Origin of the sequence: Clostridium hominis, from assembly GCF_014287825.1 — a bacterium.
In the GTDB taxonomy this organism is placed as follows: domain Bacteria; phylum Bacillota; class Clostridia; order Clostridiales; family Clostridiaceae; genus Clostridium; species Clostridium hominis.
In genome coordinates this window covers 61,878-85,516 of sequence record NZ_JACOOO010000013.1, presented here as the reverse complement: position 1 = coordinate 85,516, position 23,639 = coordinate 61,878, and the positions used below count along the sequence as shown (strand labels likewise).

Sequence of the window (23,639 nt, the reverse complement as noted above, 5' to 3'; positions counted from 1 at the left end):
TAGTTAAAACTACAACCTATAATAATCTAAAATTATCTTCTATTTTGTTCTTTTTTAGCTCTTCTACAAGCTAAACATCTTGTTGGCTCATTTGTAAATCCTTTTTCTTTATAGAATTCTTGCTCTCCTACTGAAAATACGAATTCACTTCCACAATCTCTACATACTAATGTCTTATCTGTCATAAATATTCCTCCTGAAATTAAAGATTCTAATTTGATATAATAATCTCTAATTTTTGAGAAACTATTTACCTAAATGAAACTTTTTTGTTAGCAACCTTGCTATTTATTTATAATAACATAGTATTTAATTAATTACAACCTTTTTTTATTGTTTTATATAAATAATTAAATTTATTACAATATTTTCTATATAGTATATAATTTCAATATACTCATTCTAACATCTGTTTGTCGATATAAGTTCAACTAATTAAATCCAAAATTTAGATCATTACTTATGATATGCTTATCCATATCTGTACTAAGTGAGTTTTTTATTTTAGTTAAGTTTTAGTTCTTCCTTTCTCTCCTTAAACTCTTCCTTAAATATTAAGTCTTCCTCATATCCCTCAAAAAGTTTATGTTTCTTTTTATCTATCTTATTCTTTTCTAAAACTAAGATATACTGACTAAGCTTCATTCTCTATTACTCACACACATTAATTATAATTTTTCCTATATTATGATTACCTTCCATATGTAAATGTGCTTTTCCAATGTCCTCTAAAGAAAACTTAGTATCAATAATAGGTTTTATTTTTTTATCTTCAAAGTACGATATTATATTTTCAGAAAACTCCTTTGTTAAAAGAGCTTTATATTCATTACTTCTTGGAGTTAATAAAGTTCCTGTAAATTGAATACACTTTGACATAATTGATAGTAAATTTACTTTTTCAACCTCTGCTCCACCTAGTATACCAATAAGAACCCATCTTCCTTCTTTTTTAATGCTAGCTAAGTTTTTATTCCAATAATCAGCTCCAACAAAATCTAAAATTAAATCTACACCTTTACCATTTGTTGCCTTTAAAACTTCTTCATCAAATGATTGCTCTTTATAATTTATAAGAACATCTGCTCCAAGTTCCCTACAAAAATCTAGTTTCCTTTTAGAACCAGCAGTAACAATAACTTTTGCATCACTAATATGTTTTGCCAATTGAATTGCTGCTGTTCCAACACCACTTGCACCTGCATGAATTAAAACAGTTTCATTTTTTTTAAGTTTACCAAGCCAAAATAATGTCTGATAAGCAGTTAAAAATACTTCTGGAATTGCAGCTGCTTCATCAAATGATAAAGAATCCGGAACTTTTATAGCTCTATCTGATGGCATTACAGCGAATTCAGCATAACCTCCACCATTAACTAATCCCATTACTCTATCTCCTATAGAAAAAGAGCTTTTACCACTTATTTCAGTAACCACCCCTGAAATCTCCACTCCTAAAATAGGATTTTCAAGATAGCCTACTTTTCCTTCTCTTGTTATAATATCTGTACGATTAACTGCTGCAGAATGTACTTTTATAAGTAATTCTCCCTCTTTTAATTTAGGTATATTCATATCAACAACCTCAAGTTGCTCATAACCTCCTGGTTTTTTTACAATAACACTCTTCATAAATATCACTTCCTATATTACTATTATTTTTGCTTTTATTTAAGTTACTTAAGTAAGTAATTTTCACTTAATATGTTTATATTTTATAATAATAAATTAATATTATAAATATACTGTTCTTTTTTTTCTTTGCTATACCAACTAATAGTCTAAATATAAAAATTCTATATCTGAATCAATCTTTCATATTATCTATATATTTTATTAAAACTTTAAGATTATTTTGTTTCAGTATTTCGATATCTACGATATTTTCTGCTATAACTACATATCCACCTAAGTCATTTTCAATATCTCTTTTCTCTCCATAATTATCATTAATTATAAACACTGTTTCTCTAATGCTTTTAATAGCTTTCCTTGGATATTTACTCAACTCTAGTAACTGAATTTTCTTATAAGTTTTTCTCATCTTAAACTCCTCCTTAAAATAAAAAGCTTATATATGTAATTACATTACACATATAAGCTTCTTAATAAGTAAAATATTTATTCAATATATTATTCCTAATTATAATATATATTTATTTTTATTAACTTTTAGATAACTATCTATTAGTCCCTATCCCACCCTCATTTACAAGCTAACATATGGTCGTTACATTAATTTATAACTTTACTCTTGTAACATTACTGAACTTAATTTTTATTATTTGCACATTGTTCCGTATATGCTATCATAGTACTAATTTACACCTCAATTAGTAGAGCTTATGTTCACCCTTGCAAATTACCATCTAAATTCTTAAGAAATAATATCGGTCGTCCAATTTAATCCTTGCAATTTAGTATCTATTAATCTATATTCTTTTGAAAGGTTATCTATTTCCTTCTGTTTTTCAGCTACATTCACTGTACTTAAAATTTTTATTTCTTTGTTTGAATATCTCTCAATTTTATCAGCAGATTCACTAATAAAGCTTCTTAAAATAGATAATTTCAATCCTAAAGCATCTCTTTTAGCTATAATATCTGAAATACTTTCATTGTCTATATAAGTAGAGCTATTAGTTTTATTTATTAATTTTATAATATTTTCAAGTTCAATAATATTATCATTTAGTTCATTTAAAAGCATATTGGGATCTTCTGATGGTGTATCCCCTTCTTGAACCTTAGCATTTTTTATCAATCTTTCTCTTAAGTTTGCAATTCTTTTCTGTAGGTCAGCTCTTAAATTTAAAGCTTCAGCTAATTTCATTTAAATCACCTTATTCTTAACAATTTTTCTGTTATCTACTATTTATATAAATAAATTTTGCACATTTCTGTACTACTAGATTTCATGGTGGAGTCGACACGTAAATAACATCTCCCTTATATTTAATTATCCATTTTTAGTAAAAACCTCATTTACTTATGATACGGTTCTCCGTATCAGTAATAAGTGAGATTTTCTATCTATACAAACTAGAAGTTATCACATTACATTTGCTTCCTAAATACAAACATCCCCTGTCCTCCATCACCAATAAAATCTTCTGGCATATCAGCTCCAGGATTTTTTTCATTTAAAAATTCTACTATATGAAATCCACATCTATTTACATAAAAATGAATGTTTCTTCTCTCAAAATAAGGTGTACAAGTTTCCCATACCTTTGTTTCCGGATGTAATTTTTCAATTTCATCCCACATTCTCTTACCAATACCTTTACTATGAATACCACACTTAACATAAAACAAGTCGAGATGATTATGCTGAGCTTCTTCATCAATTACTACAATAGCACCTCCAACCATTTCACCATCAACAACTGCTTTATATGCAACTGAACCCTTAGCTTTCAAAGAATGGTTAATATCTCTTTCAGGAAGAATAATATCTTCAGTCTTACCAAAAACATCTTCAAATCCTTTTTGGAATGCTTCTTGCATATCTACTTTATATTGAGTTAAGTCTTCATTAGTAAGAGTAACAATAGAAAAATTCATTCTAACACCTCCAAAAATTTTAATTTATCTAGTGAATATAATATTTACATATGATTAAATTATAATATTTATATATAACAACCTCAATATTCTCTATATAGCAATATCTAAATTCAATACACTCATACCAATATTTCTTAACATAAAAGAAGAAGGAGTACCCTTTATAGATACTCCTTCTTCTTTACTTATATAATCAACCAAGTTATCATTTATTTTTAGTTTTATTGAATCTATCTCCCTTGCTTCATTTATAGTTATTTCTGATATTATCATATGAAGCAATTTCTTCTGTTGCTCTCTAGTTGCACTCTCTGTTAGAACTTTACTAAAATTCTCTAGTATGCTCTTTATGAACTCATAAGGTATTTCTTCACTTACATCATCCGAAAGTGTAACTAGAAGTGGTTCTTTTTCCTCTTGAAGACTTTTAGCTCTCTTGTTTAGCTCATCTTTTCTCTCCTTGAACTCTTCCTTAGATATTATCTCTTCTTCATATGCTTCAAAAAGCTTAGTTTTCTTCCTATCTATCTTTTCAAGCTCCTTATCTATTCTTTCTAGCTCTTTCTTAGCTGGACTTATCTTTTTATGTCTTTCTTTATTAATGTTATTTACTATAGATTTAACCATTTTCTCATTAGAAAGTAATTCTGAAATCCTATTGAATACATATTCATTAGCTTTATCAACTCTTATTGTATTAGAATTACATACGCTTGTACCTTTATTCTTCCATGCTCCACAACAGTAGTAAGCTATTCTCTTCTTAGTTCCATCAGCTAACTTATTAGTAGTTCTTGAAATCACCATACCAGCCCCACACTTAGGACACTTTAGTATTCCTGTTAGTGGATACTCACCATCATATATTCTTGAAGGCTTACCTTTCTTACTTTCCATTATTGCTTGTACCTTATCCCATAACCCTTCATCTATTATAGGTTCATGTATTCCATCTGTTATTATAGGATTAGCATTTATATTTCTTCTTCTCTTTTCCGACCAGTTCTGTCTTACATTATACCTAACTTTTCCTATGTATACTGGATTAGTTAGAATTTCTCGTATTGAACCTACTGAAAAATCATTTCCTTTCTTAGTCTTATAACTTAGCTTATTTAGTTGATTAGTAATAGCTTTATATCCCTTCCCATTAACATATTCATTGAAAATAAACCTAACTGCTTCTGCTTCTTTCTCATTTATTGTTAGTCTATTCTTTTTTCTTTTAGCTCCTTCTTGATTCTCAACAGGAACTAGGTCATACCCTAAAACTCTACCTCCACACCATTCTCCTGATTTTGCTTTTGCACACATCCCCATCTTTACATTTTGAGCTATTGTTCCTCTCTCAAACTCTCCTATCAATGCCATCATCTGGAATTGCATTTTTCCTGCTGGTGTACTATTGTCGAATTGCTCTGAATAAGAATTGAAAGCTATATTATTCTGCTCTAGTATATCTACTATCCTTAGAACATCTGAAAGCTTTCTACTTATCCTATTAATCTTCCAAGAAATCACCATCTGAAACTTTCTTTCCTCTGCATCCTTTAGAAGTTCCTTTAGTGCTGGTCTATTTTTTACCTCTTTACCACTTATTCCTCTATCTGAATATACCTTATAAACTGAGTAATTCATTCTATTACACCAATCTCTTAGAAGTCTTTCTTGTTCATCTATACTATATCCTTCTTCTGCTTGTTCTATTGTACTTACTCTACAGTATATAGCAACCTGTTCTATCTTATTTACTTTATCTATATTCATTTTTATTCTCCTATAATCATTAACTTATTTCTACTGAAAATATCGACACTATCGGTACTACGGTTATGACGATATTTTCTATTACAATTATTCTTTGATAGTAAGGGGTAAAGGTAGATAAGTAGATAAAAAGTTTTATTTATAAAAAATAAATTTTTATTTTTTAATTTTATTTAGCCCTACTACTTTGCCCCCTTTCCCCCAATCATTTATTACGCTCTTATTATTGGATTCATCTTGCTTCCCCGTTTTTCCCGTAATCCCGTAAGATTTTATTATTGTTATAAAAACTTATTTATTTTTAGTTCTCTTTTCTATTTATTATAGACCTATTATTTTTTTATGGGTTTGCGGGATTTACGGGAATTATACATCTTGGTGTTGATTCTGGTTCTATTTAGGACTTATTACCTTTTTCTTCAATTATTGATTTCATTGCTCTTGGACGTATGGTCGCATAGAGCTTTCACTCTTTTCTTACTTACATTCTCTTTTTATGTAACTCTTTTTACCCCTATTGGGGAATTTAACATGTCCTTACGTCCAACTTATTGATTTTCTTTACTTCTATTCAACCTAAGTTAGACCTACTTACAACCTTTATCAATCCAATACTACATTAACTAAATTCAATCTTATTTAACATCTTCCTCAACCAATTAGTTGTGTAATCTAGCTTCTTAGATAATTCTTTCAAGTTCTTACCATTGTAATTTTTTATAAGATATTCTTCTATGTACTCTTTAGAATATAATCTCATTGGAAAGTTCACTTGTTGACCTCTGAAATATTTATGTATTTTTAATGTATTTTCTAATCCTAGTAATTCGACTAACTCTTCGTATACTCCATTATAATCTGACTTATTCATATCTACTCCTCCTAAAATATAAAAAGAGTTAATGCTTCTTTTATTAGAAACATTAACTCTTCAATCAGATTTATAATATATATTTCACTACATCAATTAAAACAGTTGATTTAGTCTTTCTTTGTTGTTTTTATTTTGAGTGCTATTATTTATTCTCACTTTCTGAAATCTCTGTTTTCTAGTATGTTATTGTTGCTTTCTGATGTATTTCTCTTTATTTGTAGATTGGATTTTTATCTCTGTCTATTGTTATGATTTTATTATCTATTGTAACTTTATTAGACTTTCTTAATTCTATCTATATAAATTGATATAGTTATTATATCTTCTTCCTCAATTACTTTTATTGTTATATTATCTTAATTGTATCTTATATATTGATTAGATTTTCTTCATCTTATTGTATCTATTTCTTATCAGTTTATATCTTCTTTATTATTAACTTTAGTTATTATAATCTTTATTATTTTTTTTATGTTATTGAAATTTCTTAATCACTTATTTTTAACTTATATCTATTCTTAATTATCTTCTTATTGTAATCTTATTATTATATACTTCTTTCTATTATTTTTATTTATTATATTTACTCTTCTCATTCTTTATTATTTATTTTATTTTTTATTGAAATAGATTTTTATTAATCTACTTCAATTCTTATTTCATTGTAAGGCTTTAGCCCCCCTATCCCCCGTTACTCTTTCCAAGTCCCAAGTCCTTAGTTTCTATTCCCTAGTTCCAAGTTCCATTATTTTTATGTTTTATCATTTCAATTCTTTTTATTTTTGAGTGAATTTAGATTTTTCCTGTACATATTATATGTTATGACTTATCCTTGATTTCAAGTGGAATTATTGAGCCTAGGATTTCCTGTATGTTCAACCCCTCATCCTATTTAATGCCTTGTTATCCTAGGTTGTAATGTTATGATTCTATTATTTACTTATTTTTCTTTATTACCTACCAGCTTATTTAGAAAACATTCAATTTATCCCCTTTTCGTAGTTTTTCATTTATATGGCTACATTTCTTCACAGTTTATAAAATCTCTGTTTTCTGATGTCTTATCGTTGCTTTTTAGATGTATTTTGACTGATTACCTACTCAATTTTTCTACTTCATTTTTTATTTAGGTTACATCTTATCTCTTTTTGATTTCAATCTTATTCTTACTGAAAATATCGTCACTATCGTTACATCGACACTACTATTACAACGATATTTTCTAGTAGTTTATTATTGTTATAAAAAAAATTAGCTTATTGTTATAATATCATCACAATTAATTTATTATTCTTATTAATTGTGATGATACCTTATTTCATACTACTTCTTAGTTGTTGCTTCTATTGAAGTTGCCACAACTGTTAGTATTGTTCCAACTACTTTTATTACTGTTACTATATCCATAACTTTCTCCTCCTATCTCTTATACGTATATATGTATGAGTAACTATCTTTTACAGGTATTAGCTTTATTACATACTTACCTTCTTCAAGCTCTATGTATACTAGAGTTTCTTTATCATAACCTGTACCATTACATAGCTCTACAACTTTATTGAAATCTTTTATCAATGCAAATTGAATGTAATTAAGTTCTTGTTGTAACTTTTTTAGGTCTATTAACTTCCTATCATTCATTTCAATTATTAATTCTCTAGGATTCCATTGGTTAGATAGCCTTCCATCATAGAAGTCAAACCTCATTACTCCAAGAAGTTCTTTGCTATCATACTTGAAATACTTTTCTTTACTTAGCTTATTTATCATTTACTTGAACCTCCTTCAATTAGTATTCTGATGGAAAAAGCATTGTAGAATATTCTCCACTATCTATTACATAAACTTTAATCTCATCATCTATCTGAATATCTTCTAGCTCTATTTCATATGTGCATGAGTATTCAGGAACTTCTTGACTCTGACTTATTACAATCTTCTTTCCTTCTTTTCTTATCTTAAAAACCTGTAAGTAATCCAGTTCAACATTTCCTTCATCCTTTAACTTATCAATCATGCTCCACATTATAAGTTGTAATCTTATATCTATCTCATCATTTACTCCTCTAGTTACATATCTATTGTCTTTCTTGAACATCTCTCTTTATCTCCTTATTATTAGTTTCTCACTCTTTATCTAAAAAGTAAAAAGGCTATACCTTATTAACTAAGATATAACCTCTTAACAATCTATTTCAGAATATAAATATTTATTATATTCATCTTCATATATGGTTTCTGGAGCAAGTCCTAATAGTTCTTCAATATTATTTCCTCTAATTAAGTCATCTATTACCTCTTCTTTACTTGTTTGCTCTATCCAATATTCAACTAATGAATCTTTAACTATTAATGAATCAACATAAATTGCATCATCAAGTAGTTCATCTAATAATCTTCTTCCAACATCTTTTAAATTAGCTGAACTTTTATAAATTATGTTATAATCATCAAGCATTACATAACCTTGTTCATCTAACTCATTACACCAATTAATAACATGACCTATTGATAATTCTTCTAATCCATTACCTTTTAGATTTTGGTACATAGAAATTATCCTGTCATCAACTTCATTTTCTCCAATTTCTTTTGCTATCTTTACTGACATGCTCCAATCATTTAGGAATTCCTCCCTTAACTCTTCATTGCTTATACTGTTTATTAATTTTCCTACACTACCTATTTCTTCTGTTGCTATACTCTTGTATTTATCTAATACCTTCTTAATTTCTCTTATTATATACTGCTGAATTATTGAAGAAACTTCTTCATTAACTGTAATAAATACATTATTTTTATTAAACATTTATACTCCCTCTTTCTATACTTTTATTTAAATGTAAAAAAGTCTTAATCACTATACTTGTAGCAATTAAGACTTTTAGATTTGGTTTATTTCTTGTTTTAACATTTCAATGAATTCTTCTGAAAATACTTTCTCTCTTATTGACTCCTTTATTAGCTCTATTAGTTCTAGTTCTGTTACATCAAGACTTCTTGGAATGTATGTTTCGTCACCTCTTCTAGTAGCCTTGTAGACACAGAACCTTACTTCGTATCTCTTTAGTTCTTTGATGTAGATTTTCTCTATTGAGTATGTGTATTCTCCTGCTCCAACTTTTCCTTGGCTTTTTATCTTGCAGTACTTAGTTTCCTTGATTATCTTTTCTTCACTCTTCTTACTCACATTAATTCTACCTCCTTATCTTATTCCAGTAGGAACTTAGAAAGTTCTTCAGTACATACTACTACAATTGAAAAATCGCTAGAAAGTAAGTATAAGCTTGAAGTATAATTTTCTCCATTCATAACTTCTATTACATCAGTATATTCTGGCACTAAACATTGTAACTTATCTTGTTTCAATATTTCGATATCTACTATATTTTCTGCTATTAATACATATCCACCTAAGTCAGATTCTACATTCCTATCCTCTCCATATGCTTCATTTAATATAACTATTATTTCTCTTACGAATTCAATAACCTCTACTGGTATGCTATTTAATTTAACTAATTGACTTTCATTATAAACTTTTTTCATTATACTTTCCCCCTTCTACATATAAAAAACTCTTACTTGCATATCTAAATACAAGTAAGAGCTTTACTAAAGTAAACTTTTATAAAATTCTATTGTTGGCTTATCATTATTTATTAACAGATTTAATTTTTCATATGTTGAATCATAGAAGTTATTATCTTTAGCATATTTAATTACTTCCTCATAAGATAATTCAAAAATATTATCTGTTATGTTATAGTAGAAATCATCATTCATCACACCAAAGAAATATTTTACTGAATCATCATATGTCATTCTTGGTACTTCTTCTAAATCACAATTTTCATCTGTATAACAACCATTTCTATCATTCCATTACGGAAACTCTGTCATTTTTCTACGTATAATCTCATTATTCATAGATACAACCTCCTTATATACTACATAATCATAATATATATTTATATATTACTTAAAATACGTAATGCATCTAATGCCATTACTTTAACATGAGGTTTTATAGTATCATTACTTTCAATTTCTTCTTTAGTAAACCAATATAATTCTTTGCTTTCTCCCTTTTGTGGTCTAACTTCATTAGAAAATGCTCTTTCAAAATATATAAAATCTATATTCTCAACTTCATGACCTACATTTTCAAGAAGAGTATGCATTGGACTATGTAATTGAATCTCCGTATCGGTGTTAAGTTAGGTTGTAAACTTGCTCATTACTTTTCTCCTTTTCTAATATACTTTTAAAATTATAATTTAATTATGATCTACATCCCCATATTATTCTATATAGTAATGTTCAAATTCAACATAGTTGCTCCAAAACTTCTTAACCTAAAAGAAGAAGGAGCACCCTTAACTGATACTCCTTCTCAAAACTTACTTTATATCCAATTGCTTGTTATCCCTTACCATCTTGCCCATTACCCTAACATCATAATAACTTTCTCAAGTGAATATCAAGAGTTTTCTAAATTAATCCTTAACAGCTAGTTAATCTTTTAAATATTCTATTAATTCTTCTAATTCATTATCATCTTCATTTAATTTATTAAAGTCTTCTAAATCAGTTTTTATATCTTTTTCTACTTCCCTTTTAACATTTAATTCATTGATAATATATCCCATAGAAAATGTTGCTATTGAATAAAATGCATACGGTAATGATGAATTAATGTAATATGTTATTACCACTAATATACTTTTACTTACCACAATCTTACCTGATGCTACAAGTGATAATATATATACATGTGAATTATATATAGTTAATAATGTATATGCTAATATAATTATTGAAATAACATATAGTACTTTACTTATTAAATTTGCATCTTTAAAATGTTTTACTTTCATACTTAATTATTCCTTCTAAAAACTTATTGTTAATAATATAATTTTTATTAATTAATCTGTGTTAGTTTCTTATTTTTTAGAACAAGTACAACATCTACTTTTTTAGCTAATTCCTTACTATGAGTAACCACTATTACACACTTTCCATGTTTATGTGCACTTGTTTTTAATATTTCTATAATTTCATCAGCTGTATCACTATCTAAATTCCCCGTTGGCTCATCTGCTAATATTACTGGTGAATCTGTAACAAGTGTTCTTGCAATGGCAACACGCTGTTGCTGTCCCCCTGATAGTTGTAATACGTTTCTATTAATTTCATCATCAGCTAACCCTAAATTGTTTAATATTTTCTTATTCACCTTGGGATTAACTATTTTTAAATTTTCTAAAGGTGTCATATAATCAATTAAATTATAATTTTGAAATATTAATGAAATATTGCTTTTTCTATGATTCTCATATCCCTTTACTTTTATATTTTGATTATTATATAATATTTCGCCATTTCTAGGTTCATCTAATCCAGCCAATAGTGATAATAACGTTGATTTTCCTGAACCCGAAGCCCCTAAAATAGCGTAAAGTTTTCCTTCTTCAAATTCCATGCTTATATCATTTAAAACTTTTTTTCCATTTTTATATGAATAATTAACTTTATTTAATGCTAAAATTGACATTTATTTTCCTCCTAGCTCATTTTGGATAATATTTCTTTTGGTTTTAATCTAATTATTGATGCTGATGATGCCATTACTGAAAGTATGATAATAACTGTTCCTATAACATATACATAAATTAATTCTTCAACCTCTACTTTTACATCTATTTCATCTACTGTACGAGTTGCTAAAGAACTATTAACATCATTTCCTAATGAAAATCCTCCAAATCCACTTTGAACGTCTTGAACCGCTTGCTTACCTGCTTGTGCAACTATTGTATTTCCTATATTTTGTGAAATTACCTTACTTGAGAAATATGATCCTCCAAAAGCTAATATACTTATAAGTAATAATTCAATTATATATTGAGAAATAATATTAAACTTTGAAACTCCTATTGAAAGTAATATACCGGTTTCATGAACTCTTCCTTGAATCCAAAATGCTAACACTAATGAAAGTATTATTACTCCAGCTATTATTGCTCCAATTAAAACCATATTTATAATCTTATCTAAAGAATCAAAAGACTTAGATAAAGCTAAAAATGTATCTTCACTTTTTACTATTGTATACTTATTCCAATCAGTAGGAATATCTTTAAATTTTGATGTTACTTTATCTACATCAGTATCTGTATTGAAAGTAGCATTTGTATATTTTACATTTCCATCTGAATATCCATATAAAGTTTTAATAGTATCTACATCAGTAATTAAAAGATTTTCTGGCATTTCTAATTTATGTCCAGCTCTTTCAGTATTTTCACTTTCAAAAATACCTACAATTTCAAGGTCATAATCACTTTTAGATAAAGTTGATGCATTAAAATCTCCAGCACTCTTTGTTGCTTTTATAGTATCTCCAACTTTTAAATTATTTGCTTCTGCTAAATCCTTATGAATTAATACCTTGTTTTTATCAGTAGCAACAATATGTCTACCATCAATCAGCTTTAATGATTTACTTATAAACTTAATATCATATTCTGAACTTTTATGTGCTTCTACAGAAAAAAGTTTTTCATATTTATAATCATCATTATATTGAACTACATTTTTTTCAGGTTTTATATAATTTACATTTTCTAAATCTAAACCAGCTCCTTGAATTGCTGCATCATAATTCTTAACACCTTCTACCTTTGAAACCTTATCAATTAAATTTTCTGGAATTGTTCCTTCAAAATTACCCGCAAAATTAGCTTGTAATTCAAAAGTATTTGCCATATCCTTATTTGAATCTTGTCTTGCTATATTTGCTGCCTTTTTAATTGAAATTCCACTTAAAACTGCCGTTGCTATTCCAAATAATATAAATAACATAATAATACTTTTTATTTTTTTTCTTGTTATATATAATATTGATCTCTTAAATACATTCATATTTATGTCCTCCTTGTTTATTAACTTGAGTACATTCTATCAACCTAATATGAAATATTTATGAAATTTAAAAATTAAGTTTATAAAATTCATTAAGAATCGTATTAATTAAATTATTTTTTATAAAAAAATAAGGATATTATTAATCTAATACCCGTTATTTTTCAACTATTTTATTTTTTATTAAACATGAACAAATTTCAAATATTTAATTAAAATCAACTTCAAAACTCATTCCAGTTAATATTGATTTAAAAGAATAATCTAAATTATACATTTTTAAAATTTGTTGAACTATGTATAATCCTAACCCATTCCCCCCACTACTCTTATTTCTATCAAAATCAACTCTATAAAATGCCTCAAAAATATGTGCTAAATGTTCTTCTGAAATTGGCTTACAATCATTTTCTATAATAAGTTTTTTATCTTTTATATATATTCTTATTTCCTTTCCTTCATCAGTATAATTTACTGCATTAGAAATAATATTAGAAATTGCTTTAGTAAATAATTTTTCATCTACTTTAATATTAAAAGACTCTTTTAAATTCATTTTAATATTAATTTTCTTTGACTTAGCTATTAATTTATATGGTTCTATGTTCTTTTGAACTAAACTACCTAAATCTAATACACTTTCATTTTTATTATTTATTATATTAAGTTTTGAAGTATCTAAAATTTCCTGAACCATTTTACTTAATTCACTAACTATATCCTTACATTTTTCTAAATATATATAATGATTTTTATATTTTCCTATATCATATAGCATATTTTCAATCATTATATACATACTCATTAGTGGTGTCTTAAGCTCATGTGATGCGCTTCTTAAAAAATCCACCTTAATTTTTTCAGATTCACTTACATTTTTTATTTCCTCTTCCAATGATACAATTGTATTTAATAAATTTTCATATAAACTATTTACATTAGCTGCTAATATTCCTATTTCATCTTCAGTTTTTACCTCACAAAAGGCTTCTTTATTTAAATTCTCCATTTTTTTTGTAACATCACAAATTTCTTTTATTGGAGTTGTAATTTTTCTTGCATATATATATGATGCAATAAGTGCTATAAGCAAGCTTATAAAAATAGAATATGGAAGTATTTTTAATATAATATCTCTTGTTTCTGTGAATGATTCTAAATCCATTACTATTTTAGCACTTCCATTTACATCATTACTTTTTTTAAAGTCCCTACTTTTTATTATTGATAAATTATTTATATTAATATATTGACCGAATATTTCTCCATTTTCATCATCAAAACTTTCTATAATATTTTCACCACTTAAATTAGGAATTATTAAAGAGTTTTCTGTAATTTCCTCTTCATTAACATATATATCTACTTTGTGCAAACCTTGAAATACCCTTTTTTCATCTCCTATAGTAAGTAAAACTTGAATATTATATTTTTCAGCAAAATTCTTTGCTATCTTAAATGATTCCTTATTATCAGATTTATTTACTTGTTCAATTAAATCTTCAATAATTTTATCAGCTTCCTTTTGTTTATTATTCACATATACCTTGGGTAATGCTAAATAAATTAAAACATTTGAAATTAAAATTATTACACTTATTATCCCCATGGTAAATATATATGTTTTTGAAAATAGCTTTAACTTATTCATCATTGCTCCTCAAATTTATATCCAATTCCCTTAACTGTTACTATACAATCTAATAACAACTTTTTTCTTATATTTTTAATATATACATCAATAACCCTATCATTTGGTGCTTCTTCAATCCTCCATAAATTATCTAAGATTTGTGCTCTTGTTAAAACCTTTCCCTCATACTTTAATAATAACTCTATTAATTTTATTTCCTTAGGTTTTAAATCAATATTTTCGCCATTCTTTCTTGCTGAATATCCTTCAAAATCAATTTCTATATCTCCATAACACCACTTTTTATTTTCACTAACTTTTACTCCTCTTCTAAGAAGTGCTTCTATTCTTTTATGTAAAACTATTATTGAAAATGGCTTTGTAATATAATCATCTGCCTCTTCATCAAAACTCATAATTTGGGTATAATCATCACTCATTGCTGTTAACATAATTACTGGAACATTGCTTTCTTGTCTAATTTTATTTAAAACAACAAATCCGTTAGCCTTTGGAAGCATTATATCTAAAATTACTAAATCAATTTTATTATTCTTAAATAATTCTATTGCTTGCATTCCATCTTCTGCACTTATAACGCTATATCCAACCTCTACTAGATATTCACTTACGCCTTCCCTTATTTCTTTTTCATCTTCAACAATTAATATATTAATTTTCATTTATATTTTCCTCCATTTTATATAATATATATCAAAATGAATTTATTTTATAAATACATAATAACATAAAGTTTCAATTATATTATAAATATAAAAGTGCTAATTTCATAAATTAACACTCTTAACATTAAATTAATAATATTATTTATATACCAATTCCACATATAATTTATCACTAAAGTTCTATATATAAAGGCTTACTTAAGTGATAATATTCTCAACCCTCTCCTTCTCAAATTCCCTTATTTATTAACCTAATTTCAGTAAAAACCTCACTTACTTATGGTACGGTTCTCCGTAACAGTAGAAAGTGAGGTTTTATAATTATTAATATAGATTCCCTCTACACTATATATCATCTAACATTATAATTTCATTTATTTTTTCAAATAATGGTTTAAATCCTGAAAAATCAATTTCTTTAAACTCATCAACTTCATCTATAATATTATTTGCAAAATCATTTTTTGACATAGCTATATTAAGGTCTTCATTACCAATTTTAGCCACAAAACTATCTGAATCTATTATTTTATAAGAATTTTCTCCACATCTATCTTTCTTCTGACAAACTATACTATTATCTCCTTTATGAAATCCAAATTTTTGAGAAAATTCATTTCCTATATATAATCTTCTTCCATTCCTTTCTCTTTTAATATCTTTATCAAAATATAAATGTTCAACACAAATTTCAGGTGTTTCTTCTCTATGTTTCGGAATAGGTATCAACATTGAATATACTTTATTTTTATGATATTTATATGTATTTTCAAATCCATTTACAGTTTTAGAAACATCTCTATCAAATATACAAATTATTTTTTTATTATTGTCGAGCATTGAAATATTTTCAATTAATTGATGTAATCTTGAATCACCTAATGAATCTTTATATTCTAAAAACTTGATATCAACACTTTCTATTTCTTTTGATTCTAATAATTTTTTATATGCTTTCTTCATATGTTTCCAATCTGTTTTTCCTTCAGTGATTATTAAATGTTTATCTCTTACTGTATTTATAGATTCAATGAATGTATCTATTTCAAAGGCTTCTTTTATTAATTCTTCTTTATTACAAGAATAAAACCTTGGATTATCTACCTGAACTACATCTCCTTGTTCATTTTTTTTCATAACAATAACCTTATCATTTCTTCTACTATCATTATGCAAAATAAATGGCGAATGCGTACTTACAAATAATTGTGACCTTTGTTTCCCATCTATATTTTCAAATATTCTTCTAAAGAACTCTAATATTTTCATTTGCCATCTTGGATGTAAACTCAGTTCTGGTTCATCAATTAAAACAATAGCTCCATCAGCCTTATTTGAATCTTTTAATAAAAATCCACCTCTAAATACTATTTGTTTTTCTCCTGAGCTCAATTTGTTAATAGATGTTTCAATCCCATTTTCCTCAAAAATAACTTCTTTACTACCATTTATATTTCTAATTCCTTTAAATCTTTTTCCATCAAATATATATCCAAAAGCCCTCTTAAATCTTTTTAATCTAATCTCTTTAATTTCTTCTGGTGGAACTTCTCTTGGATTTTCATTTACCCAATCAGATAAGTCTGCATCATCTAATGCTTTTATGTCGACTAATAATTGAGATATTTCTGTACCTAATTCTGAACTCTGTTTTAGACTTCTAATATCAATATCTAATTCTTTTGACGTCACTGCTCCTATTAATGCTGAATTAAAGTTAATTTCTGCAGTTGAGTATACAACTTTCATTATATCCTTCATATCAACATCATTCAAAATATTTCCATCGAATTCTATTATTTCATTATTCTTATTCTTATAATTAATTTTAAATCCTTGACCATATTTAAAGTTATAATCCATAATAAAGTTAACTTCTTTTCCAACTAAATTATTAAAATAATACTTTAGACTATTACTTCTTTTCAACTTTTCAATTTCATCGTCTGAGAATTCAACAGTAATTTTATTTATTTCATCTCTTGTATCTTCAGTATTTACACACTCCCCTGAAATAAAGTTATATATTATTTCTAATAATGTAGTTTTTCCACATCCATTTTCACCAGCTAAAATTATTATGTCTTTAACCTTCATATTTTCATCTGTAAATGAAATACTCATATCACCTAAAACAATATTATTTTTTATTTCCACCTTTTTTATCCTCATAAGTTCCCTCCAAAACAAATCTATACTAATAAATTATAATAAAGAAGACCTATTTTTTATCTATTTTTCTTTATATCTTCTATAACTCTTTTTATTCCACTAATTATATTCATATAAGCCTCATCCTCATCATCCCATGACTTAACATATCTAGCATCTGTAGGCAAAGCGTTTAACTTTCCAAATGGCGAATCCATCCAATCACAATTTCTTACTATTATAGGAATAACTCTTGCAATATTATTACTATTCATTTCTAGAGCTTTATTCATTTCCTTTTCATAACAATAATCTGAGTTTAAAAAATCTACACTTATAATTAATAGTATTATATCTGCATCTAAAAGATTTTTGTTGATTTCATCATCTAAATTTTCCCCGGCTAATATCCTTCTATCATGCCATTCTTTAATTATATTTTTTCTTTTAAGTCCTATTAAATGTTTAATTAAATTCTTTTTATACTCTTCGTCTTCATGTGCATATGATATGAATATCTTTATATCATCACTTTTGTTATCTATTTCCTTTAATTCTATTATGTTATCTGAATTCTTTTTTATTTTTTCTTTAAATAGTCCTATTGGTGACATACTTCTTCCTCTCTTTTTTTCAATAGCCAGTAGTTCCATATTCGCTACATAAGTATAGTTCGCTTTCTCCAGATATTCTTTCCATTCAAAACTACTTCCGCAATTACTACAGCTAAATATTGTTTCATTATCCTCATTTACCCAACATTCTTCTCTACATAGAGGACATCTTATTTGAAATTTCAGAAATAAGTATTTCTCTTTATAAATTTCATTAAAAAATCTTTCTGCATCCCTTTCGCTTATATTAGCGTAATCTGCAAAATTTATATAATTAAGATTATTTCGCCACTTTATCGGAGTATATTGAATCCACTCCTTCAATTTCATCAAAAGATTTTCCTTCGTATTCCCAATACTTATTAAGTCCATAATTAAAATCTTCCTCCGCCAAATTTTTATAAAAGTGAATATTTAAGCATAAAGAATCAGATGTATCATATGATATTCTTAGATTTTTTCCATCTTTAAACCATACTACTTTTAATATAGATAGTTTTTTTGCATTATCTATAGGTGATCTTAATGCCATAAATGTCTCTGAATCAAATATTGGATCTATACAATTCTCACCTTTTAATCTAGCACTAACATTATTTCCATCATTAAATCGTAGATATGTAACAAATCCATCTATTCCCTCTATTATTTCACTATCAGATGTTGAAAATAAAATGTCTGATATTAATAAATGTTCAACTATTTTAGATATATTATCATTCATATTAAATATATTATTAGACTTCCTTTTCAATTCTAAATTTTCAATATTTAATACCTTATTTAAAATATTAGATACATTTTTTACTGCCTCATCTATCCCTTGTGGTTTACTAAAAACCATTTTGTTATAAACTTGTCCATATAGTTCCTGACATATTTTGTACATTGTTTCTTTATGTATATGGTTAAAGCTATCAAAATCTAATTCAAATAACTTCTCAACTTTTTTTACAAACTTTGTAACTAACTCTTCTGGGTTAGCTCCTTCTGTTATTACTTTAGCCTTTGGATTTACCTTTACAATTAGCAAATTATTTTCTAAATCTATCTCAATAGGTACATAGCTATTTTCTGGACTAGTTCCATTTTTTAATTCAACATCAACTTTTTTATAATAAAGTAATTTTATTTTTTTAACTTTATTTCCGTTAATAGATTTTATTATTTTACATCCTACCAATTCTCTCATAGTTACATTTTCATCATTAGAATAAACATCTGTTATTCTTAGTTCATATTCATTCGTTATTCCATATACTCTATTCAAAATTTTCATAAGCTTTTCAACATCCAAAATATCTTGCTTATACGAATACAATTTATAAATAAATGTACTTCTTTGTTGTCCAAAAAACAGTTCATCAAACAAATACTCATTAAATTCAAATATAGATAATTCTCTATTATTAAGTAGTCCTACTATAAACTCCTCAAAACTTATCCCTTCACCCTCAAATTTCTTTAACAGTTTTCTTTGTCTTAAAAACTTAATTTTAGACTCTTGTGTTATATTTTTAGTTATTGACTTTTTTAAAATATATGCCATAATACCCCCTAATACTAGCTTTTTTTATAATATTCTATTATTTTATAATTATATCATTTTTTTCTAACTAGTAGTATCTAATTTTCCCATATTACTTCCAATACTCTTAGTTCAAAAAAGAAATAGCATTGCCATATATCTACCCATTCTTAATAAATTATATTAATTTACCCACCAATAATTATCCTCATCATTAAAATTAAGTTCATATATTATATCATTATATTTATTACCAATAATCTCATCTTCACCTTGTTTAATAGGATTCAACCAGGCTGATTTTTTCCTTGCCCATTCTATATATTCTAGAATTTTATATTTTTCATCTTCTTTATTAATTTCTGTAGCCACTTCTTCTAATGCTCCTATATATTCGTCTATAAGCTTCGCCACTCTATAATTTTCTGCAATTTCTTTCAATTCCTCAAATTTTTTTATCTCATACTCTTGCCTTTTTTTTATTTTCATTTTATTAATCTTTTTTTCTCTTTCTTCTTTTTCTTCAATTTCCCTCTGCTCTTTAAATTCTCTTAAAATTTCAGCTGCATCTATAACTGCAACTATAAAATCACCTATCATTTCTTCTACCTTTTTATTATCTAAATCTCTCCAATTCTTTTTAGGTGATTTATACTCATCTATAAATATTGACAATTCTCCAGAGTATTCATAATCATAAGTCGGACTCCAATGAGAATCCTTCTCCGTTTTTATATGTGGCACTCTTTTCAATTTTTCTTTTAATCCTATTCTAATCTCTTCTTTTCCTATATATATTCTAGTCTCTCTTCGTTCGCTTCTAATGTTATACCCTAGATTCTCGAAAGTTTTTAATATAACATTAAATATTCTCAATGCTCTCTTTTCATTTTCTTTTGATACCTTTATATTAATATTACTTGCTATCCCGTCTCTAATCATATCTCTATTATCTCTGTAAAAACTACATTCCTGTATTAAATAATGTTGCTTATTTAATTTATCTGTTACTTTTATCATTCCACATATACTTAAAACCCTATTTTTTTCTTCATCAGACATATGCTTTAACCTATTATCACTTTTATAACTTATCTTTTTTACTAATTCATTTTTTTGTATAGTTATTACATTGTCTCCGCTAAAATTAGGTATTGGAATTCTTTTAGGATTAGAACCATTGTTAACTTTAATCCAATATCCACTTTGAGGAATTGGAACTTTTAAGGCTCTACAATGCTTTCTAAGAGTAGCCTCAGATATTCCATATTTATTAGCTAGCTCTTTCATTCTAACAGTCCATACCTCCTCATATAACTTTTCTCTTTCTAAAATTATAATCATGATTAAATATCACCTCTCCAATACTTTTTAATGAACTTACATATTAAATACTACCCTTTTTACATATTTTTAAATTGTTATATCTAAATTCAATACACTCATTCCAATATTTCTTAACATAAAAGAAGAAGGAGCATCCTTTATAGCTACTCCTTCTTCTTTACTTATATAATCTACTAACTTATCATCTATAGTTAAGTTTATTGAATCAACTTCTCTTAACTCATTTATTGTTATCTTAGAAATTATCATATGTAATAATTTCTTCTTCTGCTCTTTTGACTCTTTACTATTTAACAACTTACTGAAATTATCTAGTACACTTTTAATAAAGTCATAAGATATTTCTTCACTTACATCATCAGCTAATGTAACTAATAGAGGTTCTTTTGACTCTTGTAATACCTTAGCTCTTTGATTTAGCTCATCTTTTCTAGTAAGAAATTCTTCTCTTGTTATTATGTCATCTTCGTATGCTTCAAAAATCTTTCTCTTTTTCTTATCTATGTTTTCTAGTTCCTTATCTATTCTTTCTAACTCACTCTTACTTGGATCTACTCTCTTTATTCTTTCCTTATTTATATTTCTTACTATTGATTTAATCATCTCATCATTAGATAATACACTTGAAAGTTTATTAAACACATACTCATTAGCTTTCTCTACTCTTATGGTATTTGAATTGCATATACTTGTACCTTGATTTTTCCATGCTCCACAACAATAATAAGCTATTCTTTTCTTAGTTCCATCTGCTAGTACATTAGTAGTTCTTGAAATTACCATACCAGCTCCACACTTAGGACATTTTAATATTCCCGTTAATGGATAAAATCCATCATATATTCTTGAAGGTTTTCCAGATTTAGATTGAAGCATTACTTGAACCTTATCCCATGTATCACTATCAATTATAGCTTTATGAATTCCATCTGCTATTATTGGCTCTGGATTGATGTTTCTTCTACGTTTTTCACTCCAATTCTGTCTAAGGTTGTACCTAACCTTTCCTATGTATACTGGATTCATTAATATATCTCTAATTGAACCTTGTGAAAAATTGTTACCTTTCTTAGTCTTACATCCTAACTTATTTAATTTATTAGTAATTGCCTTATACCCTTTACCACTAGCATACTCATTAAATATTATCCTTACTATTTCAGCTTCTTCCTTATTTATTTCTAGTCTTGATTTTCTCCTTTTATTATTTTCAGTACCTTCCATTGGTACTAAGTCATAACCTAGCACACGATTTCCACACCATTCTCCAGCTCTAGCCTTAGCACACATGGAAACCTTTACATTTTGAGAGATTGTCCCACGTTCAAACTCTCCAATCATTGCCATCATCTGCATTTGCATTCTTCCTACATGTGTAGTAGTTTCAAATGGCTCTGAATAAGACTTAAATGTAACATTATTTTTCTCTAGTAAATCCATTATTTTAAGAACATCTGCAAGCTTACGACTGATACGATTTAATTTCCAGCTGATTACCATATCCACTTTTTTATCTTCTACATCTTTCAATAATGCTTTTAAAGCTGGTCTGTTCTTAATATTTTTTCCACTTATCCCTCTGTCAGAATAACAATTAAAGACTTCTAATCCATTCTTATTACACCAATCAATGAGTAATCTTTCTTGCTCATCTATACTGTACCCAGTTTCTGCCTGTTCACTAGTGCTTACACGAGTATATATTCCAATTCTCGGAACTCTATTAATCCTTCTTATTAATTCCTGTATAGAATTATCCATTGTTACATAATTATTAATCATACTCTCTTCCTCCATAATTACATTTTAAATATAAATTAATCAAATTTATAATATATACTTATCATCTTAGTTTATAACGGAAAATATCGTTGTTATTGTCATTTCAATAACTAGACATTTTCCGTCATTAATTAACTATACAACTTGTAACTATTGAGTTTCATCAATTATCTCTATCTCTCCAGTATTATTAAAATTTTCTACTGTAAATTTAGGATTAACTATTACCATCAAGTCCTTATTCCTATGGTTTAAAGTAAATGGTAAAGAATCATCTAAACAACCTAAATCAAATATCCACTCATTAAATGCTATTCCTTCTACATAATTTAAAAACTCCTCAATTAAGCTAAGATAATTATCCTTACCAAAAATTAGCTGATTATTAATTGCCCACCACTCTATAGTAAGTCCTCTTTGGTGTTTAAAAATCATCATCGGAATTATTGATAATTTTTTAAGTTTCTCAACTAATTGAGATATATTTTTAGCAGGTATTTTTATTGAAAGCCTTACTAAAGCTTCTTGTCCACTATACCTATGCTTGCCCATTCCTTTCTCTATCATTTCTTTAACTATTTTCATTTCTCTTTCTTTCATAATATGTACCTCTACTTTCTTGATTATTTATATATGCATTTAATTTATTGATTCTATTTATTATTAGATTTACTTTCACATATAAAGTTAATTATTATTTCTGAAAGTAAATCTATTATTTCATTACTATTATTATTGGAACTCATTATTTTCCCTC

General features: G+C 26.6%; 25 protein-coding genes and 1 pseudogene. All 26 read right to left on the bottom strand.

What is annotated here, in order from left to right; all coding sequences use genetic code 11:
* Positions 1–32: 32 nt before the first annotated feature.
* The 26 genes and pseudogenes from H8S20_RS07300 to H8S20_RS07175 all read right to left on the bottom strand — a co-directional run bounded on the left by H8S20_RS07300 (position 33) and on the right by H8S20_RS07175 (position 23,482).
* Entirely contained in the window at positions 33–185 is a 153-nt protein-coding gene (locus H8S20_RS07300) for a zinc-ribbon domain-containing protein (protein WP_032116760.1), read from the bottom strand.
* 319 nt (positions 186–504) lie between these two features.
* Positions 505–645: a hypothetical protein gene (locus H8S20_RS07295; RefSeq protein ID WP_186859667.1), complete on the bottom strand. Its 141-nt coding sequence runs from the start codon at positions 643–645 to the stop codon at positions 505–507.
* A 6-nt stretch (positions 646–651) separates the two neighbouring features.
* Positions 652–1,632 (bottom strand): NAD(P)H-quinone oxidoreductase, encoded by a 981-nt coding sequence (locus H8S20_RS07290; RefSeq protein WP_032116761.1) that lies wholly within the window; start codon positions 1,630–1,632, stop codon positions 652–654.
* A 175-nt stretch (positions 1,633–1,807) separates the two neighbouring features.
* Positions 1,808–2,044 carry a hypothetical protein gene (locus H8S20_RS07285; protein WP_081921648.1) on the bottom strand — a complete coding sequence of 79 codons (237 nt, stop codon included), beginning with the start codon at positions 2,042–2,044 and terminating at the stop codon, positions 1,808–1,810.
* A 333-nt stretch (positions 2,045–2,377) separates the two neighbouring features.
* Positions 2,378–2,833 carry a DIP1984 family protein gene (locus H8S20_RS07280; protein ID WP_032116762.1) on the bottom strand — a complete coding sequence of 152 codons (456 nt, stop codon included), beginning with the start codon at positions 2,831–2,833 and terminating at the stop codon, positions 2,378–2,380.
* Between the two features lie 224 nt (positions 2,834–3,057).
* The gene (locus H8S20_RS07275; protein WP_032116763.1) at positions 3,058–3,567 is read right to left on the bottom strand and encodes a GNAT family N-acetyltransferase; all 510 of its coding nucleotides are present in this window, start codon (positions 3,565–3,567) and stop codon (positions 3,058–3,060) included.
* Between the two features lie 93 nt (positions 3,568–3,660).
* Entirely contained in the window at positions 3,661–5,337 is a 1,677-nt protein-coding gene (locus H8S20_RS07270; protein ID WP_032116764.1) for a recombinase family protein, read from the bottom strand.
* A gap of 619 nt (positions 5,338–5,956) precedes the next feature.
* Positions 5,957–6,208 carry a Mor transcription activator family protein gene (locus H8S20_RS07265; protein ID WP_032116765.1) on the bottom strand — a complete coding sequence of 84 codons (252 nt, stop codon included), beginning with the start codon at positions 6,206–6,208 and terminating at the stop codon, positions 5,957–5,959.
* Between the two features lie 1,422 nt (positions 6,209–7,630).
* The gene (locus H8S20_RS07260; protein ID WP_186859666.1) at positions 7,631–7,981 is read right to left on the bottom strand and encodes a hypothetical protein; all 351 of its coding nucleotides are present in this window, start codon (positions 7,979–7,981) and stop codon (positions 7,631–7,633) included.
* A gap of 19 nt (positions 7,982–8,000) precedes the next feature.
* Positions 8,001–8,309: a DUF960 family protein gene (locus H8S20_RS07255; RefSeq protein WP_186859665.1), complete on the bottom strand. Its 309-nt coding sequence runs from the start codon at positions 8,307–8,309 to the stop codon at positions 8,001–8,003.
* An 84-nt stretch (positions 8,310–8,393) separates the two neighbouring features.
* Positions 8,394–9,020: a hypothetical protein gene (locus tag H8S20_RS07250; protein WP_186859664.1), complete on the bottom strand. Its 627-nt coding sequence runs from the start codon at positions 9,018–9,020 to the stop codon at positions 8,394–8,396.
* Between the two features lie 75 nt (positions 9,021–9,095).
* Complete coding sequence (locus tag H8S20_RS07245; RefSeq protein WP_042397354.1) at positions 9,096–9,401, bottom strand: hypothetical protein; 306 nt, start codon at positions 9,399–9,401, stop codon at positions 9,096–9,098.
* 20 nt (positions 9,402–9,421) lie between these two features.
* Positions 9,422–9,760: a hypothetical protein gene (locus H8S20_RS07240; protein ID WP_032116770.1), complete on the bottom strand. Its 339-nt coding sequence runs from the start codon at positions 9,758–9,760 to the stop codon at positions 9,422–9,424.
* Between the two features lie 66 nt (positions 9,761–9,826).
* A pseudogene (locus H8S20_RS07235) lies at positions 9,827–10,141 on the bottom strand (hypothetical protein).
* A 41-nt stretch (positions 10,142–10,182) separates the two neighbouring features.
* On the bottom strand, positions 10,183–10,395 hold the full coding sequence (locus H8S20_RS07230) for an NUDIX hydrolase (protein WP_042397347.1): 213 nt from the start codon (positions 10,393–10,395) through the stop codon (positions 10,183–10,185).
* 333 nt (positions 10,396–10,728) lie between these two features.
* Positions 10,729–11,091: a hypothetical protein gene (locus H8S20_RS07225; protein WP_005212003.1), complete on the bottom strand. Its 363-nt coding sequence runs from the start codon at positions 11,089–11,091 to the stop codon at positions 10,729–10,731.
* A 47-nt stretch (positions 11,092–11,138) separates the two neighbouring features.
* Positions 11,139–11,771 (bottom strand): ABC transporter ATP-binding protein, encoded by a 633-nt coding sequence (locus H8S20_RS07220; RefSeq protein ID WP_005212002.1) that lies wholly within the window; start codon positions 11,769–11,771, stop codon positions 11,139–11,141.
* Positions 11,772–11,782: 11 nt separating this feature from the next.
* On the bottom strand, positions 11,783–13,141 hold the full coding sequence (locus tag H8S20_RS07215; RefSeq protein ID WP_005211998.1) for an ABC transporter permease family protein: 1,359 nt from the start codon (positions 13,139–13,141) through the stop codon (positions 11,783–11,785).
* 208 nt (positions 13,142–13,349) lie between these two features.
* Positions 13,350–14,795, bottom strand: a complete 1,446-nt coding sequence (locus H8S20_RS07210) for a sensor histidine kinase (protein ID WP_005211996.1) — start codon at positions 14,793–14,795, stop codon at positions 13,350–13,352.
* On the bottom strand, positions 14,792–15,457 hold the full coding sequence (locus H8S20_RS07205) for a response regulator transcription factor (protein ID WP_186859663.1): 666 nt from the start codon (positions 15,455–15,457) through the stop codon (positions 14,792–14,794). Before H8S20_RS07205 ends, H8S20_RS07210 begins: the two co-directional genes overlap by 4 nt.
* A 348-nt stretch (positions 15,458–15,805) precedes the next feature.
* On the bottom strand, positions 15,806–17,632 hold the full coding sequence (locus H8S20_RS07200) for an AAA family ATPase (protein WP_186859662.1): 1,827 nt from the start codon (positions 17,630–17,632) through the stop codon (positions 15,806–15,808).
* A gap of 56 nt (positions 17,633–17,688) precedes the next feature.
* Complete coding sequence (locus H8S20_RS07195) at positions 17,689–18,555, bottom strand: toll/interleukin-1 receptor domain-containing protein (RefSeq protein ID WP_243177562.1); 867 nt, start codon at positions 18,553–18,555, stop codon at positions 17,689–17,691.
* Entirely contained in the window at positions 18,506–19,774 is a 1,269-nt protein-coding gene (locus H8S20_RS07190) for a hypothetical protein (protein ID WP_186859660.1), read from the bottom strand. The genes H8S20_RS07195 and H8S20_RS07190 overlap by 50 nt, the downstream gene beginning before the upstream one ends.
* A 162-nt stretch (positions 19,775–19,936) precedes the next feature.
* Positions 19,937–21,097: a hypothetical protein gene (locus H8S20_RS07185; protein ID WP_186859659.1), complete on the bottom strand. Its 1,161-nt coding sequence runs from the start codon at positions 21,095–21,097 to the stop codon at positions 19,937–19,939.
* A 69-nt stretch (positions 21,098–21,166) separates the two neighbouring features.
* Positions 21,167–22,861, bottom strand: a complete 1,695-nt coding sequence (locus tag H8S20_RS07180; RefSeq protein ID WP_186859714.1) for a recombinase family protein — start codon at positions 22,859–22,861, stop codon at positions 21,167–21,169.
* Between the two features lie 171 nt (positions 22,862–23,032).
* Positions 23,033–23,482 carry a hypothetical protein gene (locus H8S20_RS07175; RefSeq protein WP_186859658.1) on the bottom strand — a complete coding sequence of 150 codons (450 nt, stop codon included), beginning with the start codon at positions 23,480–23,482 and terminating at the stop codon, positions 23,033–23,035.
* Between the last annotated feature and the right edge of the window lie 157 nt (positions 23,483–23,639).

What these genes read in the sequence shown, in the direction of transcription:
- H8S20_RS07220 (WP_005212002.1), bottom strand. Translation starts at nt 11,771, where the DNA reads ATGTCAATTTTAGCATTAAATAAAGTTAATTATTCATATAAAAATGGA.
- H8S20_RS07195 (WP_243177562.1), bottom strand. Translation starts at nt 18,555, where the DNA reads ATGAAATTGAAGGAGTGGATTCAATATACTCCGATAAAGTGGCGAAAT.
- H8S20_RS07280 (WP_032116762.1), bottom strand. Translation starts at nt 2,833, where the DNA reads ATGAAATTAGCTGAAGCTTTAAATTTAAGAGCTGACCTACAGAAAAGA.
- H8S20_RS07260 (WP_186859666.1), bottom strand. Translation starts at nt 7,981, where the DNA reads ATGATAAATAAGCTAAGTAAAGAAAAGTATTTCAAGTATGATAGCAAA.
- H8S20_RS07210 (WP_005211996.1), bottom strand. Translation starts at nt 14,795, where the DNA reads ATGATGAATAAGTTAAAGCTATTTTCAAAAACATATATATTTACCATG.
- H8S20_RS07205 (WP_186859663.1), bottom strand. Translation starts at nt 15,457, where the DNA reads ATGAAAATTAATATATTAATTGTTGAAGATGAAAAAGAAATAAGGGAA.
- H8S20_RS07290 (WP_032116761.1), bottom strand. Translation starts at nt 1,632, where the DNA reads ATGAAGAGTGTTATTGTAAAAAAACCAGGAGGTTATGAGCAACTTGAG.
- H8S20_RS07180 (WP_186859714.1), bottom strand. Translation starts at nt 22,861, where the DNA reads ATGGATAATTCTATACAGGAATTAATAAGAAGGATTAATAGAGTTCCG.
- H8S20_RS07275 (WP_032116763.1), bottom strand. Translation starts at nt 3,567, where the DNA reads ATGAATTTTTCTATTGTTACTCTTACTAATGAAGACTTAACTCAATAT.
- H8S20_RS07295 (WP_186859667.1), bottom strand. Translation starts at nt 645, where the DNA reads ATGAAGCTTAGTCAGTATATCTTAGTTTTAGAAAAGAATAAGATAGAT.
- H8S20_RS07255 (WP_186859665.1), bottom strand. Translation starts at nt 8,309, where the DNA reads ATGTTCAAGAAAGACAATAGATATGTAACTAGAGGAGTAAATGATGAG.
- H8S20_RS07270 (WP_032116764.1), bottom strand. Translation starts at nt 5,337, where the DNA reads ATGAATATAGATAAAGTAAATAAGATAGAACAGGTTGCTATATACTGT.
- H8S20_RS07200 (WP_186859662.1), bottom strand. Translation starts at nt 17,632, where the DNA reads ATGAGGATAAAAAAGGTGGAAATAAAAAATAATATTGTTTTAGGTGAT.
- H8S20_RS07250 (WP_186859664.1), bottom strand. Translation starts at nt 9,020, where the DNA reads ATGTTTAATAAAAATAATGTATTTATTACAGTTAATGAAGAAGTTTCT.
- H8S20_RS07265 (WP_032116765.1), bottom strand. Translation starts at nt 6,208, where the DNA reads ATGAATAAGTCAGATTATAATGGAGTATACGAAGAGTTAGTCGAATTA.
- H8S20_RS07230 (WP_042397347.1), bottom strand. Translation starts at nt 10,395, where the DNA reads ATGCATACTCTTCTTGAAAATGTAGGTCATGAAGTTGAGAATATAGAT.
- H8S20_RS07240 (WP_032116770.1), bottom strand. Translation starts at nt 9,760, where the DNA reads ATGAAAAAAGTTTATAATGAAAGTCAATTAGTTAAATTAAATAGCATA.
- H8S20_RS07185 (WP_186859659.1), bottom strand. Translation starts at nt 21,097, where the DNA reads ATGATTATAATTTTAGAAAGAGAAAAGTTATATGAGGAGGTATGGACT.
- H8S20_RS07215 (WP_005211998.1), bottom strand. Translation starts at nt 13,141, where the DNA reads ATGAATGTATTTAAGAGATCAATATTATATATAACAAGAAAAAAAATA.
- H8S20_RS07190 (WP_186859660.1), bottom strand. Translation starts at nt 19,774, where the DNA reads ATGGCATATATTTTAAAAAAGTCAATAACTAAAAATATAACACAAGAG.
- H8S20_RS07225 (WP_005212003.1), bottom strand. Translation starts at nt 11,091, where the DNA reads ATGAAAGTAAAACATTTTAAAGATGCAAATTTAATAAGTAAAGTACTA.
- H8S20_RS07300 (WP_032116760.1), bottom strand. Translation starts at nt 185, where the DNA reads ATGACAGATAAGACATTAGTATGTAGAGATTGTGGAAGTGAATTCGTA.
- H8S20_RS07285 (WP_081921648.1), bottom strand. Translation starts at nt 2,044, where the DNA reads ATGAGAAAAACTTATAAGAAAATTCAGTTACTAGAGTTGAGTAAATAT.
- H8S20_RS07175 (WP_186859658.1), bottom strand. Translation starts at nt 23,482, where the DNA reads ATGAAAGAAAGAGAAATGAAAATAGTTAAAGAAATGATAGAGAAAGGA.